General features: G+C 59.5%; 18 protein-coding genes and 1 pseudogene. 7 read left to right on the top strand and 12 right to left on the bottom strand.

Annotated features, from left to right (window positions below; genetic code table 11):
- Positions 1-2: 2 nt before the first annotated feature.
- A complete protein-coding gene (locus NKH03_RS16870; protein WP_352864616.1) occupies positions 3-320 on the top strand; it encodes a plasmid stabilization protein in 318 nt (105 codons plus the stop codon).
- Between the two features lie 52 nt (positions 321-372).
- Complete coding sequence (locus NKH03_RS16865) at positions 373-816, top strand: PPC domain-containing DNA-binding protein (RefSeq protein ID WP_352969343.1); 444 nt, start codon at positions 373-375, stop codon at positions 814-816.
- 32 nt (positions 817-848) lie between these two features.
- On the opposite strand, the gene NKH03_RS16860 is transcribed toward NKH03_RS16865, so the two are convergent.
- Complete coding sequence (locus NKH03_RS16860) at positions 849-2114, bottom strand: DUF763 domain-containing protein (protein WP_352969341.1); 1266 nt, start codon at positions 2112-2114, stop codon at positions 849-851.
- Positions 2115-2209: 95 nt separating this feature from the next.
- A complete protein-coding gene (locus NKH03_RS16855; RefSeq protein WP_352969340.1) occupies positions 2210-2818 on the bottom strand; it encodes a cysteine hydrolase family protein in 609 nt (202 codons plus the stop codon).
- A gap of 297 nt (positions 2819-3115) precedes the next feature.
- Here NKH03_RS16855 and NKH03_RS16850 point away from each other — a divergent pair, with 297 nt between their 5' ends.
- The gene (locus NKH03_RS16850; RefSeq protein ID WP_352864608.1) at positions 3116-3535 is read left to right on the top strand and encodes an HD domain-containing protein; all 420 of its coding nucleotides are present in this window, start codon (positions 3116-3118) and stop codon (positions 3533-3535) included.
- A gap of 19 nt (positions 3536-3554) precedes the next feature.
- Here NKH03_RS16850 and NKH03_RS16845 read toward each other — a convergent pair whose 3' ends face one another.
- From NKH03_RS16845 to NKH03_RS16830, 4 genes are all read right to left on the bottom strand, one after another.
- Positions 3555-3962 (bottom strand): DUF427 domain-containing protein, encoded by a 408-nt coding sequence (locus tag NKH03_RS16845; protein ID WP_352864606.1) that lies wholly within the window; start codon positions 3960-3962, stop codon positions 3555-3557.
- 129 nt (positions 3963-4091) lie between these two features.
- Positions 4092-4988: an alpha/beta fold hydrolase gene (locus NKH03_RS16840; RefSeq protein WP_352969338.1), complete on the bottom strand. Its 897-nt coding sequence runs from the start codon at positions 4986-4988 to the stop codon at positions 4092-4094.
- Positions 4985-5170, bottom strand: a complete 186-nt coding sequence (locus tag NKH03_RS16835; protein WP_352969337.1) for a hypothetical protein — start codon at positions 5168-5170, stop codon at positions 4985-4987. The genes NKH03_RS16840 and NKH03_RS16835 overlap by 4 nt, the downstream gene beginning before the upstream one ends.
- Before the next feature lie 77 nt (positions 5171-5247).
- Positions 5248-5442, bottom strand: coding sequence for a DUF2934 domain-containing protein (locus NKH03_RS16830; protein WP_352864599.1), 195 nt, complete (start codon positions 5440-5442; stop codon positions 5248-5250).
- Positions 5443-5672: 230 nt separating this feature from the next.
- Here NKH03_RS16830 and NKH03_RS16825 point away from each other — a divergent pair, with 230 nt between their 5' ends.
- The 3 genes from NKH03_RS16825 to NKH03_RS16815 all read left to right on the top strand — a co-directional run bounded on the left by NKH03_RS16825 (position 5673) and on the right by NKH03_RS16815 (position 7694).
- Positions 5673-5999 (top strand): hypothetical protein, encoded by a 327-nt coding sequence (locus NKH03_RS16825; protein WP_352864596.1) that lies wholly within the window; start codon positions 5673-5675, stop codon positions 5997-5999.
- Between the two features lie 144 nt (positions 6000-6143).
- Positions 6144-6845 (top strand): MgtC/SapB family protein, encoded by a 702-nt coding sequence (locus NKH03_RS16820; protein WP_352864594.1) that lies wholly within the window; start codon positions 6144-6146, stop codon positions 6843-6845.
- 132 nt (positions 6846-6977) lie between these two features.
- Positions 6978-7694, top strand: coding sequence for a DUF1236 domain-containing protein (locus NKH03_RS16815; protein ID WP_352969361.1), 717 nt, complete (start codon positions 6978-6980; stop codon positions 7692-7694).
- A gap of 368 nt (positions 7695-8062) precedes the next feature.
- On the opposite strand, the gene ku is transcribed toward NKH03_RS16815, so the two are convergent.
- The 4 genes from ku to NKH03_RS16795 form a co-directional block, all read right to left on the bottom strand.
- Entirely contained in the window at positions 8063-8890 is an 828-nt protein-coding gene (gene ku / locus NKH03_RS16810) for a non-homologous end joining protein Ku (RefSeq protein WP_352969335.1), read from the bottom strand.
- Positions 8891-9081: 191 nt separating this feature from the next.
- Positions 9082-10296: an NRAMP family divalent metal transporter gene (locus NKH03_RS16805; protein ID WP_502913522.1), complete on the bottom strand. Its 1215-nt coding sequence runs from the start codon at positions 10294-10296 to the stop codon at positions 9082-9084.
- A 160-nt stretch (positions 10297-10456) separates the two neighbouring features.
- On the bottom strand, positions 10457-10621 hold the full coding sequence (locus NKH03_RS16800; RefSeq protein ID WP_352864586.1) for a DUF3309 family protein: 165 nt from the start codon (positions 10619-10621) through the stop codon (positions 10457-10459).
- Between the two features lie 155 nt (positions 10622-10776).
- On the bottom strand, positions 10777-11394 hold the full coding sequence (locus tag NKH03_RS16795; RefSeq protein ID WP_352969333.1) for a flavodoxin family protein: 618 nt from the start codon (positions 11392-11394) through the stop codon (positions 10777-10779).
- Between the two features lie 433 nt (positions 11395-11827).
- Here NKH03_RS16795 and NKH03_RS16790 point away from each other — a divergent pair.
- Positions 11828-12475 (top strand): annotated as a pseudogene (locus NKH03_RS16790) (alpha/beta fold hydrolase); the annotation flags it as partial.
- Between the two features lie 218 nt (positions 12476-12693).
- Here NKH03_RS16790 and NKH03_RS16785 read toward each other — a convergent pair.
- Together NKH03_RS16785 and NKH03_RS16780 are read right to left on the bottom strand one after the other, a co-directional pair.
- Complete coding sequence (locus NKH03_RS16785; RefSeq protein ID WP_352864580.1) at positions 12694-13146, bottom strand: hypothetical protein; 453 nt, start codon at positions 13144-13146, stop codon at positions 12694-12696.
- 226 nt (positions 13147-13372) lie between these two features.
- Positions 13373-13981 carry an alpha-ketoglutarate-dependent dioxygenase AlkB gene (locus NKH03_RS16780; protein WP_352969357.1) on the bottom strand — a complete coding sequence of 203 codons (609 nt, stop codon included), beginning with the start codon at positions 13979-13981 and terminating at the stop codon, positions 13373-13375.
- Positions 13982-14184: the final 203 nt, after the last annotated feature.

Here is a 14184-nt window from a genome sequence, read left to right as displayed (position 1 = left end):
TCATGCCACGAGGCGACAAATCGAAATACACCGACAAGCAGGAACGCAAAGCCGATCATATTGCGGAAGGCTATGAGAAGCGCGGGGTCTCCGACCAGGAAGCTGAAAGGCGGGCATGGGCGACCGTCAACAAGGACGATGGCGGCGGTAAGACAGAAGGCGGCTCCGGGCGCGGCAAACATACCGGCCATCCCGCGGCGCACAAGGGCGGCAAAAGCGGCGGCAGGGCATCCGCGTCACGGTCAGCCGCGAGCCGATCGGATTCGGCAAAGAAAGCCGCGGCAACACGTAAGCGGAACGCCGAACATCGAGTTCATTGACCTGGACGAAGCCACTCAGACTGACAAGGCTCAACGCGATGGGAGTGCCGGCATGAAATCGCAGCTCGTCAACGAGATCAGCGGGCAAAGGACATTCGTCGTGGTGCTCGACCCCGGCGAAGAAGCGTTCGCCGCGGTGACCGCCTTCGCAGTCGACCAGAAAGTCGGCAATGCATCCTTGACCGCCATCGGGGCTTTCGAAAGAGCGACCGTGGGCTGGTTTGATCCGAATGCGAAGACCTATCGCAAAATCCCGATCGACGAACAATGCGAGGTCCTGAGCGCGATCGGCGACATTGCGCTGGGCGACGATGGCAAGCCCAGCCTGCACGTCCACGCGGTGCTCGGATTGAGCGACGGCACCACCCGGGGTGGACATCTGCTTGACGGCATCGTTCGGCCAACGCTCGAAATCACCCTGGTGGAAGCGCCCGGTCACCTGCGCCGCCGCAAGCGTCCCGAGCTCGGCGTCGCTTTGATCGATCTGGACGCGTGAAGCGCAAAACCGGCCTCTCAGGCGCGATCTTGTCACGCCTTCCTGCTCTTCTCCGCGGGCATTTTGTCTGGCGCGGCTTCCCAGCCAAGGACACTGCGACCGCCAAGCAGATGCGACTGGTCGAATTCTCCGGCGACAATTTCCTTCAGGCTGGGGCCGGTGACGTATCGTTCGACCTGCCGCGACTGGTCGTCCAACCGCTTCAAGGCGCCGATTTCTTCTTCGTGACCAAGCTTGGCCTTCTGCACGGCGGACTTCAGCACACCGATGGTCTCGTCATAGACTTTTAGCGGCACAGGGAATGGGTGCCTGTCCTTACCGCCATGTGCCAGCGAGAACCGGCCGGGATCGGAAAAACGGCACGGCGCGCCATGCACGACTTCGGCGACAAGGGCCAGCGCCCGCACCGTGCGCGCACCAACACCTGGTACCAGAAGGAGCTCGGAAAAATCCTCGGGGCCGCGTTCGGCGGCGGCCGCCATGTTTCCATGCAGCCGACGCATGATGACATCGCTTTCGCGCACATCGTGGTGAGCCGGCATGATCAGATGCGGCAGCAACAGCTGTTGCGGCGGCGCCGGTGCCGCGCCGCGCTCCAATGCCGCGAACTCCTTGAGGATGCGATCCGGTCCAAGATCCTGCAACAGATCCAACTGTCCCTTGCGCGAAGCTTCGGCGCGCCGGTCGGTCAGATTGACGATCTCGCCCTGGTTGGCGCCTTCGATGGCGGTGTGCGGCTGGTCGACGAAACTCTTCAAACCTTCGGACAGCCAATGATAGCGGCGCGCCACCTTGCTGTCGCCGTTCATGCCTTGCTGGACCACGACCCAGTCGCCGTCATCGGTGACGATGAACCCGTGCAGATAGAGGTCGAAGCCATCCTGGACGGCGGCGCTGTCCACCTTGGCGACAAGCCGGCTGACGGTTGCCAAGCTCGCTCCGTCAAAGCCAACGCGTTCGCCGATGATTGCAAGTTCATGCGGGGTTTTGCGCGAATGCGTGCCGCGGCCGCCGCAGACATGAATGCCCAGTTCGCCGGAGAGCGGCGTCAGACCGCGTTTCAAGGCGCCGACGACGCTGGTCGTGATACCGGACGAGTGCCAGTCCATGCCCATGACGGCGCCGAAGGATTGGAACCAGAACGGATGCGCCAACCGGCGCAGCAACTCGTTGCGACCGTAGTGATGAATGATTGCCTCGCACATCACGGCGCCAAGGCGCGTCATGCGGTCGCCAAGCCATTTCGGCACGCGTCCGCCGTGAAGTGGAAGATCAGCACTGCCCGATCGTTGCGCCACGTCTGTTCCTATGCCTGCTGTTCCCTCAACAAATAGGTATCCCAGACCGTGGGCAGAAGCACTCGATGCTTCTGCCTGGCTGAAGCCCGGCGACATCAAGTCCAGTGCGACAGTACCACCTCCATCTCGACCGTCTCGACCTGCTGGGCAAATCGCTGGTGATAAACGGTCAGCAGCGCGTCATGCGTCGCGTCGGAAGAACTGCACAGCGCGTCCGTGACAAGAACCACGCGATAGCCGAAATCGATTGCTCCGAGCACCGTGGCCAGAACGCATACGTCGGTTTCGCCGCCAGTGATGACCAGCGTATCGACATCGCGTTCCACCAGAAAAGCCCTGAGCCGGCCCTCAAACCAGGGCGAGTAGATGTGTTTGTCGATGACTGCCGCCGGCGGGCAGTAAGCGGCCAATGCCGGCAACAGGTCGACCATTTCGTCGCCGATACTTTCGATCGTCATCGTGGCCCAGTGCTCATAGTAGCGCTTCCATGTGCCTACACCCTGCCCCGGCTTCTGGGCAGGCAGGAAGCGCGTGAAGACTGTCTGTTGCGCCTTCCTTTCGACCAGGCTCTCGATGCGAGGGAGCACGCGAGTGATCCATGGAGTGGCCCACTGTGACGGCTCGGCGAACAGCCGCTGCATGTCAACACAGACATGCATGCAGCGGTCGCCCAGAGGCCCGTATGCCAAACCCGGCATCGACATCAGGAAGTCCGTACCCGGTCGGATTTTTTCACGAGCTTTTCCTTGCCGTCGAAGGCATGGATCAGAACGTCCCGTGCCGGCACTCGTTCCTTGTCGCTTCAGGAACCGACATCAGCCATCGACGTTTCCGCCTCATGGATCCGATGCCATCCGCTGGAAGAGCCCACTGGTGAGGCGGACGGCGCTTCAACGAAATCCTTGCGGCAAGGAACAATAGCCTCGGCGACTTGGAGATGAAATCACAGGAGATTCCGATGGCCGCGCCTGGGCATTCGACAAGCGGCCGGGACAGCGACGATGAGCATTTTCTATCGAGCGGCCAAGATTGCGGAAGAGGTTCACGCAGCGCAGCGCGACAAGACCGGGCGGCCCTATATCGAGCATTGCCGTCGTGTCGTCGATGCTGTCGAAACGATGGATCAGAAGGTCGTCGCCTATCTGCATGATGTCCTGGAAAAAGGCGAAGGCTGGTCACGAGCCAAGCTGGAAGCGACCGGGTTTGGACCGTCGATTGCTTCCGCGGTCGATGCCATGTCGCGCAGAGACGGCGAGGACTATTTCACGTTCGTGCGGCGGGCTGCATCGAATCCGCTGGCGCTGCCGGTAAAACGCGCTGACCTCGAAGACAACATCTGGCAGTCACGGCAAATTGGAGCCTCGACAGCCAAATACGAAGAAGCCTTGCGCATTCTCGATGAGGAATTCTCCGGGCGCTAGCAAATGCCTGCCAATGATACTATTCCCTGACATGTGGCGTGTGCCGTTTGTCCTCCACCGGGTCGATATCGATGCGCGCCTTTTCTGGATCGAAAGCGCCATGACGTGCAATGGCCCGCGCTGCCGTATCCGGCGTCTCGTATGCCCACATGAAGTCATCGGCCGCGCCACCAACTGCATGGACACGCCAATAGCTAGCGGTTCCCTTCAGCGGTGAACTGCTTGTCGTGTTTGTCTTTTCGAAAAGCTCGAAATAGATGTCCTCGAACGGAATATAGAACACCGGCTCATGTCCCTCTTCCCTGAGTACCTTCGCGCGCTCCGTGGCCGCGACTATGGCGTCGGAGAATCGCACCGTTACCGTGCCGGCAAACGGTTCTATGGTTAGTGGGCGGTGGTGTTCTGAAGTTGCGACTGAAGTTTGCATCCGAATTCTCCGTGGCTACCGATTGATCGCGACGGCGTTCCGGTTCGCCATCCATGGAGACGAAATGCGCGGCGATGCATCAGGTTCCAGCTTGTCCGATGAAGCCGACTGACTGCCGAGCCAAGCGCTTTATCGCCTGCCGTAACTGTCGAGAAAGCTCGCCAACAGTCGCGAAACCTCTTGTGGGGCCTCACGTGTTGGGAAGTGCCCAACCGCATCCAGGACCACTCGTTTGTAGGGCGCGGTGAAATGCTCCTCCAGCCCTTCCGACGATGCGGTCAGCACAACACGGTCGTCGCCACCATGAAGCGTCAAGGTCGGCACCGTGATGATCTTGACCGATGTTTGCCGGGCGGCCAGATCCGCGTAGCGGGGATCGGGCTCCGCCTCACCCCAGCGAACCCGATAGGAATGCAATGTCACGTCAGGCCAATCCGGATTTTCGAAGGATGCAGCCACTTCATCGAAAATGGCATCGTCGAACCAGCCCAACGGGCTCCAGCTGTCCCATTGGAATCTGGCGAATTCCTTGCGATTCTTTCGCACGAACTCGGCGCCCCGCGCTGTTGCCATGAACCATTGATACCAAAATGCTTTCGCCTGTTCGGGCGCTGGCGTTGCCGGCTTGCCGGGTTGCCAGCCAAGCGATAGCGCGGCACAGCACCTGATGCGATCGGGAAAAATCGAGGCCAGGAGGTAGGAGATCCGTGCTCCCCAGTCGTGCCCGACGACCGCAAAGCGGCTGAGGCCAAGCGCGTCGGCAAAGTCGAGCACATCCCGCGCCATTGCAGCAATTTCGCCGGATCGCATGGTTTCTTCCGACAGGAACGATGTCCGTCCAAAACCTCGCAGCCACGGCGAAAACGTCCGAAAGCCGGCCTCATGAAGGACCGGCGAAATGCGCGCGTAAGTGGTCGCGTCGTCCGGCCACCCATGCAGCAGGACAACGGGCGCGCCGTTTTCTGGCCCGCCACCGAGATAGGCGATGCGCAGCAGTGGCGTATCGCAAGATGAGATGGGGTTCATTTGCTCTCCGGCGCTGTAACCGGCTGGTCGCCGCCAGTCGTCGACTTGGGTCTGGCATCCTGGTCAACCTGCGGGTTCTTGTTGATGGCGTCGGTGTTGGCTTTCGTCGGTTCGACGCTGTTGTCACAGGCGCCGAGCGCAAGAGCAGCAGCCAACACCAGAAGCGACAAGGATTTCTTCATCGAAACCTCCTCTGACTGATATTCGACAAACGAGGCTCCGCGAATTTGGTTGCCTTGCTGGATGCTCGGGCCAGCCTTCAATCCTTCGAGCTTTTTGAGCCGGCGCTGACTGTCGGGTCGGGCACGACAGGGCCGCGTTCGGTCTCGGGACCTTCTCCCTCGATCTCCTGCACGGCTTGATCCCAGTGCTCCTGCTCGCGTCCAGTCGGACGGCCCTCCCGTTCCCAGATTTCATAGGCACGCCGTTTGATGCGCTCTTCCCTGCTGTCCATGACACCGATCCTCCGATCCATCAGTCTCAATTCCGGACGATATTTTTTGTTCCTCCTGTCGGAGAGAGCCACTGCGGGCGCCGCGGATTCAAACAAGCCGCATGTGGATTGCGGGTCCAACCGCTTGGTTATTACCGTACCGACGTTTTTTCGTGACATGCCAGCGCTGGCGGATCAATGTATCCGACTGTTGATCCGCGCTCTGCACGCCTAGGCTCCACCATCGCCTGGTGGGCAGTGCCCTGATCGCCCGGATCGAAAGACCTGACGGGCATTTCGAGACCAAGGTGACGCCCATGCGGGAATTGCCGAAAGACATCGACGCCGATGTGGTGATCGAAATCAGCAAACTGCTGGACGACAGTCCGCTTTTCGTCCCCGTCCGGGTTCATGAGCTTGCAGCCAGGGTGAGGCAGAAGGTGAAGACAGGTCTGCCGGACCTTTCGATCGAAGAACTGATCGTAGAAATGGCCTCCGTTCGCCGGTTGGCCATGGCGTTCGATCTGCCTGGATCGGAGAATGTGGTGCAGATTCCGATTCGCCATCCGCGCCGCTAAATCCGTTCCCCCAGGCTGACGCTACGACGTCGTTATCTCGTCTGCCAATCGATCGCGCGGCTTACAGCCAAGATGGCGTCGTCGGGAACCTAACGTGCGACTACGGATTGAGTGCGCACGGGAGTTCGAGTCCAGGTCATTGCGATGCCCCTTAATCCGGATTGGCAAGATATCGCGGCACGGTTGGTTTTGACTTTGCTTGCAGGTGCGCTGATAGGATTGGATCGTGAAGCGCGCGGCCACTCGGCAGGGCTGAGGACAACCATTCTGGTCGGACTGGCCGCCGCTCTCACAATGGCACAGGCAAATCTGCTGCTGGGAGTCGGCGGCAAAAATCCCGATTCCTTTGCCTCCATGGACGTGTTGCGCTTTCCGCTTGGCGTGCTGACCGGCGTCGGCTTTATCGGCGGCGGCGCCATTCTTCGCCGCGGCAACCTTGTCAGCGGAGTCACAACGGCTGCCACATTATGGGTGATGACTGCGATCGGGCTGGCGTTCGGCGGTGGTCAGTATGGTTTGGGGGTGGCTGGGACGGCGCTCACCTTGTTGACACTTCTCGTACTGAAATGGGTCGACGTGCGCATTCCCCGCGACCATCACGCCGAACTGGATATCGCCTGGAAGGCGGGAAAGACCGGCGATCTCGGCGAAATCGTCAGGCCGCTCGGTTACCGGGCACGGTTGGTCGGAATGGAGCGGCGCCCGGATCACCACGACCCTGTATTCTCATTTGAAATTGGCTGGACGCGACCGGACCGTAGCGGCCCGCCGACAGATTTGCTTTCGCTCTTGGACCAGCACTGCGAAGTCAAAAAATTCAGCCTGGTCAGCGAACCGGCGCACTGAATGGAATTCCTTGTTGGTTCGAAGAGCGCTCGGCTTTTGTGGTCTTGGCAGTCACGCATCGCCATCTCGGAACAAAGCTTTTTGGTTCAAGTTTACCGAACGAAGGGACGAACTTTTCCCAGGAGATTTCCTATGAAGCATGTTCTCATGACCAGCATGCTGGCGATCGGTCTCAGCTGCGGGATGGCGATGGCTCAGACACAACAGCCAGCCGAAAGCCCATCAGGAGCGGATACCAACTGTACATCCGCGAAGGCTAACTGCCAGCCCGGCTCGAAGATGGGCGAGCAGGCGCAGGGGAAGGCCAAGGTCCAGACTGACGAGCAGGCCCAGGGCAAGGCTGGCACCAACACGGACCAGCAGGCGCAGGGCAAAGCCAAGGTCCAGACCGACGAGCAGGCCCAGGGCAAGGCTGGCGCCACCACGGACCAGCAGTCGCAGGGCAAAGCCAAGATCCAGACCGACGAGCAGGCCCAGGGCAAGGCTGGCGCCACCACGGATCAGCAGACGCAGGGCAAAGCCAAGGTCCAGACCGACGAGCAGGCCCAGGGCAAAACTCCTGCACAGGATACGACTTCGACCGGCTCGATCAACAATGTCACGGTTGAACAGAAAACCCAGATCACCCAAGTGATCAGGGAGACAAAGGTCGAGCCGGTAGCCAGTGTCGATTTCGACATCTCCATCGGCGTGGAAGTTCCGCGGCACAAAATCAGGCTGCATCGTTTGCCGGCGCGCATCGTCAAGATTGTCCCGGCTTACGAAACTTATGAATATTTCCTGCTTGCCGACGGTCGGATCGTCATCGTCGATCCGGATACGTTCAAGATCGTGCTGATTCTGACCTAGTTCCGGCCACTGGCGGTCCTCCCCATGTCGGGGTGGACCGCCCACTGCAATGAGTACGCAGTGGCGAGAATCTTCTATCGCCCGGGCACCAAAGACGCCCTCACCATGAATGACTCAGCAGCGTGATGGGTGAAAAGCAGTCGGCCCGGCAGGTTCAGAAGCTAAGCCGTAGCCGCTCTTAGGAGCGTATATCGCTTGATGGCCACGGCGGATCGGCAAGGTCGGCCCTGCGTTCTCACCGAGGCGCGGGTTTTCGATTGAGGGAGATTTTCGCCTCCTTCGCCAGTTTCCTTGCCTGAAGGGTCGGTATCGACGTTGCCCTTCAGCGCCTTGCGAAGGGCGGAGAGGTCCTTTGCCATACCGCGGTCCTATGCGCTCTTGCGCTTCGCCGCGGTCGACTTCGTGGTGGGCTTGCCACCCTCCTGCGCCAGGCTCTTGCGCAAAATGTCGGCGAGATTGACGACGTTGGTCTTGGGTTCTGGCGCCGGCTTCGGCGGCTTCTTACCCTTGCGCTTTGCCTCGATCATCGCGATGAGCGCGTTTTCATAGGTGTCTTCGAATTTCGACGGGTCGAATTTGGCGGGTTTCTTGTCGATCAGTAGCTGGGCGATTTCCAGCATCTCAGGATCGACTTTTCGGTCCTTCAGGCCTTTGAATACCGACCGCGCCGAGATCATCTCGTTGTGATTGCGCAGCTCGGTCAAAAGCATGCCTTTGCCTTCTGCCTGGATCAGCACTTCCCTGCCGCGCTGGTACAGCACCACGCAGGAGCGGGCGGCCACCTTCTTGTGTGCCATTGCATCGCGGATCACAGCATATGCTTCAGCGGACGCGGCATCGGCAGGAACAAGGTAGTAGGGTTTTTCGAGATACCGGGCATCGATGTCATCAATCGGTACGAAGCCGCCAACCTCGAGCGTGTGCTGCGACACCAGCTTGAGCTTCTTGATTTCAGCCGGCTCGATCCGAACGAAGTCGCCTTTTCCGGTCTCATAGCCTTTCAGCTGGTCTTCGGCTTCGACCGTTTCGCCGGTTCCTTCATCGACATAAGCGCTCTTGACCGGCAATCCGTCCTTGCGGTTCAGGATCTTGAAGTGAATTCTTTCGGCCTCGGTGACGGCACCGATGATCTTGACCCCGCATGACACCGATCCGACCTTCAGGAAGCCTTTCCAGGCAGCACGCGGCACAACCATTGCAATCCTCACGACTCGCCAATGGATTCTGAACGAGTGGTGCCGCGAATGGTTCCTGGTTTGATCGCGGGCAAGCTTGGCGACCCGAGACGTTTCGGAACCCCGTCCTTACTTCGACAGCGACCGGAGGCTCGGCACCTCGAGCACGACGACCGCCACATCGCGGTTGCCCTGCCGCACATGAACGCCTGCTAATAGAACAATCGGAAAATCATGACCGCCGCCGCCAGCGTCATGATGCCTGTCGCTGCCCAGCCCACCAGGCGCATAGCCATCGGTACAACGGCATTTCCCATCACGTCGCGTCGCGCCGTCATCAGCATCATCACCATCATTACCGGAACCGCGACCACGCCGTTGACCACCGCGCTCCAGTAGAGGGCCTTGATCGGATTGACAGGCGTAAAATCGAGACACGCACCAAGGAACGTCGCCAGCGCGATCGTTGCGTAGAACGCTTTCGCCTTCAGCGGTTCGCGCTCCAGCCCGATCGGCCATTTGCGCGCCTCGCCGAGCGCATAGCCGGCCGACCCGGCAAGGACCGGAATTGCCAGGAGCCCGGTTCCGATGATGCCGAGGGCAAAGATTGTGAAGGCGAACTGGCCGGCGACGGGTTTCAGCGCTTCCGCGGCCTGGCTCGAGGACGTTATGTCGGTGACGCCCCCGGCATGCAGTGTGGCGCCCGCGGTTATCATGATGGCAAGCGCCACCAGATTCGAGAATGCCATTCCAACATAAGTGTCCAGACGGATGCGCTTGATAGCGTGGGTTGACCGCCGCGGTGCCTTTTTCAGAGGCTTGCGTCGACCGGCTTTTTCTTCTTCAACCTCCTGCGAAGCTTGCCAGAAAAACAGATAAGGGCTGATGGTCGTGCCGAAAATGGCCACGACCGTGGTCCAGAATTGCGGGTCTGGCGACAATGTCGGGATGAACAGTCCGCGCGCGACTTCCGCCCATTGCACGTGCACAAACAGGATCGTACCGAAATAGGCAAACAGCGAAACGGTCAGCCATTTCAGGATCGAGACGTAGCGGCTGTATTTCAAGAATATCTGAAGAACCACCGATATGCTCGCAAAAAGCGCGACGTAAAGCAGTTGCGGGCCGCCAACGATAAGCCGCAACGCATCGGCCATGGCACCAAGGTCGGCGCCGATGTTGATGGTGTTGGCGATGAGAAGGAGAAAAACAATCGCCTGCAGCAGCCAGTTTGGATAATGGACCCGCATGTTGCCGGCGATGCCCCGGCCGGTGGTCCGGCCAATGCGCGCGCTGATTTCCTGAACGACCGACATCAGTGGGTAACTGAACAGCATCGTCCACGCTAGTCCGTAGCCAAGTTGCGCGCCGGCCTGCGAATAGGTGGCAATGCCGCTCGGATCATCGTCGGAGGCTCCGGTTATCAAGCCCGGCCCGAGGACGGTGAGAAGCCGCGATTTTGGCGCCCTTACCCCACCGGAAGCATTGGCGTTCAGCGCTCTCTCCTTCGCTGTTGTTTTATGTCAGGCATTACAAAGCCCGCCGCTCGCTCGGAAGCGACGAGCCGAACATTCGCGTCAGGCGACGCTAGATGCGCCCGAGAACGACCAGGATGATGACAATAAGCAGCACCAGACCAAGACCGCCGCCACCATAATAGCCGGTGCCGTAGAATGGCCCGCCGCCAAGTCCACTAAGGCCGCCAAGCAATGCAATAATCAGAATGATGATGAGAATGGTCCCGAGACTCATGACGTTCTCCTGTCCGCGGCTTCCCTCCGTTGCGAAACGCAGCGGCGCCCGCCTGCTGAGACTATGAACTCGCCACAAGCCTTCCTGTTCCCGGGCGAGTTCCACTGGTTCTGACATGTTGGTTCTTGGCAGTTTCTACATGTCTTGAACAAAGGTCACTCCGTAACGCCTGGATAGCCTTGGCTTTTCAACAATCCAGCGAGATGAGCGGCGTTGGAAGCAGCCATTTCGATCGTGCCGGAGATCTTTTCCGGTGTTCCCGGCAAGTCGACATAATTGACATCCCCCATGGCTTCGCCAACCCAATAGACCCCGCTATTGGCGGGAATGGTGAAGCCAACATCGTTCAGTGCTTGAAAACATTCGGCGTGGCAGTGATGCGCCCCATCCTCGTTGCCGACGATGGCCACCAAAGCCACCTTTCCTGCCGCCGGCATGCGCCCTTTGTCGTCGGTCTCCTCTAGAAACGCATCCATTCGCTCCAGAACGCGCTTGGCCAGGCTCGAGGGCTGGCCAAGCCAGATTGGCAGTCCGAGCACGAAGATGTCGGCCGCCAGTATTTTCTTCCTGAGTTTCGGCCAATCGTCGCCCTTGCCCATATCGGAAAGCACACCTGGCTTGATATCGTGATCGACCGAACGCACGATCTCGCCTTTGACACCGTATGGCACCAGCGCCGCCAGAACATCGGCAAGCAACCGGTCCGTGGAGGATCTTTCCCTGTCGTTCGAAGCTTTGAGCGAGCAATTAAGGGCAAAAGCTGTAAGTGGCATGTGAAATCTCCTGCGTTACCCCAGCCAACCGCAATCGCCGCGACTGCCATGCGGCGGCGCGTTTATGCAACTTGTTGCGGGATTGCTTGGCATTTAACGCCGAGGGTAAATCCTAGTTCCGAGGACGGACACAGCAGGCAGACCGTTAGCGGCTGCAGAGCCACGTCTTTTCCCGTTGACCTGGCACGAGAATTCCTAGGCTTTTGCCATCCATTGCGGAACCTGAAAGCAACCATATCGGTTCTTGAGCAGCCGCTTCGCACTGGGCGGCGAGAAGTGGCTCCCCTCCCACTTCGTCAAAATCCCGCCGGCTCGGAGCCGGCGGGATTTTGAGCACTGACGCCCGATGGGTACGGGGACGGCGTCGAGCAACACCGGCTGACCCAGTCGGCAATCTATTCGACCGACCGTCGTTTCCCCGGAGTTCCTGCGAATGGATACGGATACAATGCTCGTCCAGACCCCAGAAGTAAACGGCCTGCAGTTGGCGGTGTCCGTGGCCGGCGATCCGGATCGACCAACCCTGATCCTTCTCCATGGCTGGCCCCACTCCAGAGAAATCTACGATGGAGTGCTCGATGAGCTCGGCAAGCGATATTTTACTTTGGCTTTCGATCTTCCGGAGATTGGCGGATCGCGAGGTGCCCCGCCATCGGCAGAGAAGAAAGTCCTGGCAGATATCGTGATTTCAGCCGCCGAGGCGATTGGCGCCAGGTCCATGGTGGTTGCCGGCGTTGACGTCGGCGGCATGATCGCTTTCGCCGCCGCGCGCTACCACGGCGACCGCATCGTTGGCGCGGTGCCGATGAATACGGTCATCCCCGGCCTTCATCCATGGGCTGATGTAATCGCAAACCCGGCCATCTGGCATTTTGCGTTCCATGCGGTGCCGGAGCTGCCGGAATTATTGGTGACTGGCCACCAGCGTGCGTATTTCGACTTCTTCTTCGATCTGCTCGCTGGCCGTCATGGCGCCGTGACGAATGAAATGCGGCAGATATTCACCGCGGCCTATTCGAGGCCAGAGGCACTCGAGGCCGGCTTCGACTGGTATCGCGCATTTGAAGCGGATGCCAAGGCCAACGCCGTTCCGGCAAGCATCGAGGTTCCACTTCTCTACATCCGCGGTGACGCGGACTTCGGATTGATCGACGACTATCTCGAAGGTTTGAGGCTATCCGAAGAACCTGCAAGGCCATGTGATCGCCAATTGCGGCGAGTTTCTGCCTATCGAGGCACCGGAGGCATTCGTCAGGGCGCTGGCGGAATTTGCACCGAGATAGCACATTCGAATGCTGCTCAGCGCTCCGCGGTGCGAAGCGCCGATATGAAAACCAGCAGCAGCGCCAAGGCATTGAGACCCGCGGCGATGGCATGCGAATATTCCCATTGGCGTCGGAGCAACTCCCAGTTTTCAGGCAGAATGGTCCAATTCCGCGTAGCCCGATTGATCGGATAAGTCAGCGTCCAGAAGGCAAACTGCGTGGCACCGATGCTGAGAAAGGCGACCACGATCAAACCAAACGATCCGCCTGATCGGTAAAGCAAAACTGCCAGGGCAGCCGTCGAGAGTAACGCCCCCAGCACCACAATGCCAAACAGGCTCCAGCCATCATAGGCGCGTTGCGCGGCCAGATAACTCGTCCCATCAAGCTTCATCTTGTTGAACATCGCGAAAAGATGCGCGCCGGCCGGGATGAAAGCCAATGCAACGAAGATGAAGCTGATCACTCTCAGACCATAGATCGCCATATCCTGTCTCCTCTCGAGGAGACAGCTAGGGCATCCGGTATGGTTGGAAAGGTAGTTTGAATCGTGCGGCCAGGCCCGATACCCGCAACCCTGTGAGCGCCTGGTGGGTTGCGGAAGTCACGTCGCGGCTGTGCACCAGCGCGTTGAAGAGGAACAGCTTGCGTTCAAGGACTCGTGAGAGCCAGTCGCGGAGCCCCAGGATTCTGAAAGGCCAGTGCGCGATGCGTCAGGAATTTTGGGAGCGCAATGTCCGCAAGGTAATCGAATATCGGTGCCCGGCAAGCGGCGGGATGCTGTGCTCCCATTCCGTGCGCGAGGGACCGGTCATGAGATAGGCCGACCGTGGCTCGACGAGGATGGTCTGTCGATCCCACCTGGTTCCATTCTTTCGCCGGAGGCGGAAACTGCAAGGCGCCAGCAGCGAAACGCCCGACACATCTTCGAAATGAGGCTTGTCGCGGTGCCAGCCGATGCCAGCACCAGGCTGGTACTCGTTGATCAACACCTGCGCGAAAGCTTCGGCTGGCCGGCTAGCCAAGATCGCGACCTTCTTGCGCAGAGACAACAGAAAATCAGGTATCGGGGGCGCCTCCACGACTTCACGCCGGTCGTAATCGTAGCGCAAGCCAAAACCGACGACGCGTCGGTTTGCCAGATGGCCATGAAAATCAAACGCTTGAAAAGGCAGACCTTCCAGGTGCCGGGCGAGTTCGGTTTCTTCTTCCGGCGTGATCAAGTCGGGCCGATAGAAAAAACCCTCCGGCAGATTGTCGATTGCACCGAAGAGATCGGCTTGGCGCGCGGAAGCGGCAGTCTTGGATTTGAGCGACGGCATGGTCCTTAGATGGTAAAGCGAACCCATCCGGAAACCTCCAGACTTGAGCGAATTCTGATCGTCTGAAACCGGGCCACCTTTTGCGGTCGCAAGAACCGCCCTTGTCGCCTGTCGCGACCTGACGAAGTTCGCCGCCCTCTCCTTGGTCGCAGTCGTAGCTTGCGATCTTTTTGACACCTCCGGTATGAAGTCTCGCCATGACA

It is taken from the genome of Mesorhizobium sp. M1406, from assembly GCF_040317555.1.
GTDB lineage: Bacteria > Pseudomonadota > Alphaproteobacteria > Rhizobiales > Rhizobiaceae > Mesorhizobium.
This window is presented reverse-complemented; position numbering and strand designations above follow the sequence as displayed.

What these genes read in the sequence shown, in the direction of transcription:
- NKH03_RS16815 (WP_352969361.1), top strand. Translation starts at nt 6,978, where the DNA reads ATGAAGCATGTTCTCATGACCAGCATGCTGGCGATCGGTCTCAGCTGC.
- NKH03_RS16845 (WP_352864606.1), bottom strand. Translation starts at nt 3,962, where the DNA reads ATGCAAACTTCAGTCGCAACTTCAGAACACCACCGCCCACTAACCATA.
- NKH03_RS16795 (WP_352969333.1), bottom strand. Translation starts at nt 11,394, where the DNA reads ATGCCACTTACAGCTTTTGCCCTTAATTGCTCGCTCAAAGCTTCGAAC.
- ku (WP_352969335.1), bottom strand. Translation starts at nt 8,890, where the DNA reads ATGGTTGTGCCGCGTGCTGCCTGGAAAGGCTTCCTGAAGGTCGGATCG.
- NKH03_RS16780 (WP_352969357.1), bottom strand. Translation starts at nt 13,981, where the DNA reads ATGCCGTCGCTCAAATCCAAGACTGCCGCTTCCGCGCGCCAAGCCGAT.
- NKH03_RS16800 (WP_352864586.1), bottom strand. Translation starts at nt 10,621, where the DNA reads ATGAGTCTCGGGACCATTCTCATCATCATTCTGATTATTGCATTGCTT.
- NKH03_RS16870 (WP_352864616.1), top strand. Translation starts at nt 3, where the DNA reads ATGCCACGAGGCGACAAATCGAAATACACCGACAAGCAGGAACGCAAA.
- NKH03_RS16785 (WP_352864580.1), bottom strand. Translation starts at nt 13,146, where the DNA reads ATGGCGATCTATGGTCTGAGAGTGATCAGCTTCATCTTCGTTGCATTG.
- NKH03_RS16865 (WP_352969343.1), top strand. Translation starts at nt 373, where the DNA reads ATGAAATCGCAGCTCGTCAACGAGATCAGCGGGCAAAGGACATTCGTC.
- NKH03_RS16820 (WP_352864594.1), top strand. Translation starts at nt 6,144, where the DNA reads ATGCCCCTTAATCCGGATTGGCAAGATATCGCGGCACGGTTGGTTTTG.
- NKH03_RS16850 (WP_352864608.1), top strand. Translation starts at nt 3,116, where the DNA reads ATGAGCATTTTCTATCGAGCGGCCAAGATTGCGGAAGAGGTTCACGCA.
- NKH03_RS16835 (WP_352969337.1), bottom strand. Translation starts at nt 5,170, where the DNA reads ATGAAGAAATCCTTGTCGCTTCTGGTGTTGGCTGCTGCTCTTGCGCTC.
- NKH03_RS16830 (WP_352864599.1), bottom strand. Translation starts at nt 5,442, where the DNA reads ATGGACAGCAGGGAAGAGCGCATCAAACGGCGTGCCTATGAAATCTGG.
- NKH03_RS16840 (WP_352969338.1), bottom strand. Translation starts at nt 4,988, where the DNA reads ATGAACCCCATCTCATCTTGCGATACGCCACTGCTGCGCATCGCCTAT.
- NKH03_RS16855 (WP_352969340.1), bottom strand. Translation starts at nt 2,818, where the DNA reads ATGTCGATGCCGGGTTTGGCATACGGGCCTCTGGGCGACCGCTGCATG.